This window comes from Kordia periserrulae (assembly GCF_003054265.1).
In the GTDB taxonomy this organism is placed as follows: domain Bacteria; phylum Bacteroidota; class Bacteroidia; order Flavobacteriales; family Flavobacteriaceae; genus Kordia; species Kordia periserrulae.
On sequence record NZ_QBKT01000030.1, the window covers coordinates 1 to 1,310 of the forward strand.

At 39.5% G+C, this 1,310-nt stretch carries 1 protein-coding gene; it reads left to right on the plus strand.

Annotated elements, in window-relative coordinates; translation table 11 throughout:
* Positions 1 to 1,310 (plus strand): condensation domain-containing protein (locus C8N46_RS20045; protein ID WP_245896974.1); only part of this gene is annotated, 1,310 nt, incomplete at both ends.

Below are 1,310 nucleotides of genomic sequence, written 5' to 3' on the forward strand. Positions count from 1 at the left end.
TTAGAAGGTGATAGTGACTTTACAGAAATCGAACTCTCTGTTCGCAGTATTTGGTCAGACATCTTAGAAATAGATGAAGAACGCATCTTTAAAGGCGATAACTTTTTTGACCTTGGCGGGAATTCACTCAGCGCGATTAGTCTTATCAACAAACTAGCCAAAGACTTAGAAGTTAAAGTACCATTAGATGAAGTCTTTGCCACACCAACGCTAGAAGGACTGAGCGCTTACATAGAAAAAAGTACCAAAAGCGATCACAAAGCCATTCCTGTACTGGAAGACCAAGAATACTATGGTCTTTCATCAGCACAACGAAGAATGTATTTCTTATACGAATTCAATCGCGAATCAATCACTTACAACATGCCAAATGTTGTGATTCTTCGTGGCAGCCTAGATACAGAACGTTTTGAAAATACCATCAAATCACTCATCTCACGACATGAGAGTCTGCGCACATACTTTGAGATGCAAGGTGATGAAGTCTACCAAAAAATACTACCGGAAGAATCCGTTAGTTTCTCGGTAGACCATTACCAAGGCGATGCTTTAGAAAGTGAAAAAACACGTAAAATTATAGAAAATTATATCCGTCCGTTTGATTTAAGTCAAGGACCATTATTACGTGTAGGACTGATACAGATAAATTCAGAAGAACATATCTTGATGTTAGACATGCATCACATCATCACAGATGGTGTTTCTCAAGGCATCTTGGTCAAAGACTTCATGGAATTGTACAAAGATGACTCTTCCTTAAAAGAACTTGGCTTACGTTATGTAGACTACTCTGATTGGCAACAAAAGGAAGGCATAGAAGCCAAAAGTAAAGACTACTGGATGGAGGTTTACAAGGACATTCCAGAGGTGTTAGACATTCCAACGGATTACCCAAGAGGAAGCGTGAGAGATGAAGGCGGCTCGTCAGTCGTATTCGAATTGGCAAAACCACAAGTAGAAGGACTCAAAAAATTCAGCGAAGAATACGGCATCACACTGTATATGCTATTATTAGGTATCTACAAAATACTACTAAGCAAACTCAGCGGACAGGAAGATGTAGTAGTAGGAACGCCTGTAGCAGGAAGAGGACACTCCGATGTAGAAGGGATAGTAGGTTTATTTGTCAACACATTAGCACTAAGAAGTGATGTAAAGGCAGCGAAGAGTTTCAAGTCATACATCAAAGACTTAGGTGAACGCGTGATAAGCAGCTTTGACCATCAAGACTTTCAATATGAAGAACTGGTCAATCTACTAGAAATAGAGCGCGATACTTCACGAAACGCATTATTTGACGTAATGTTTTC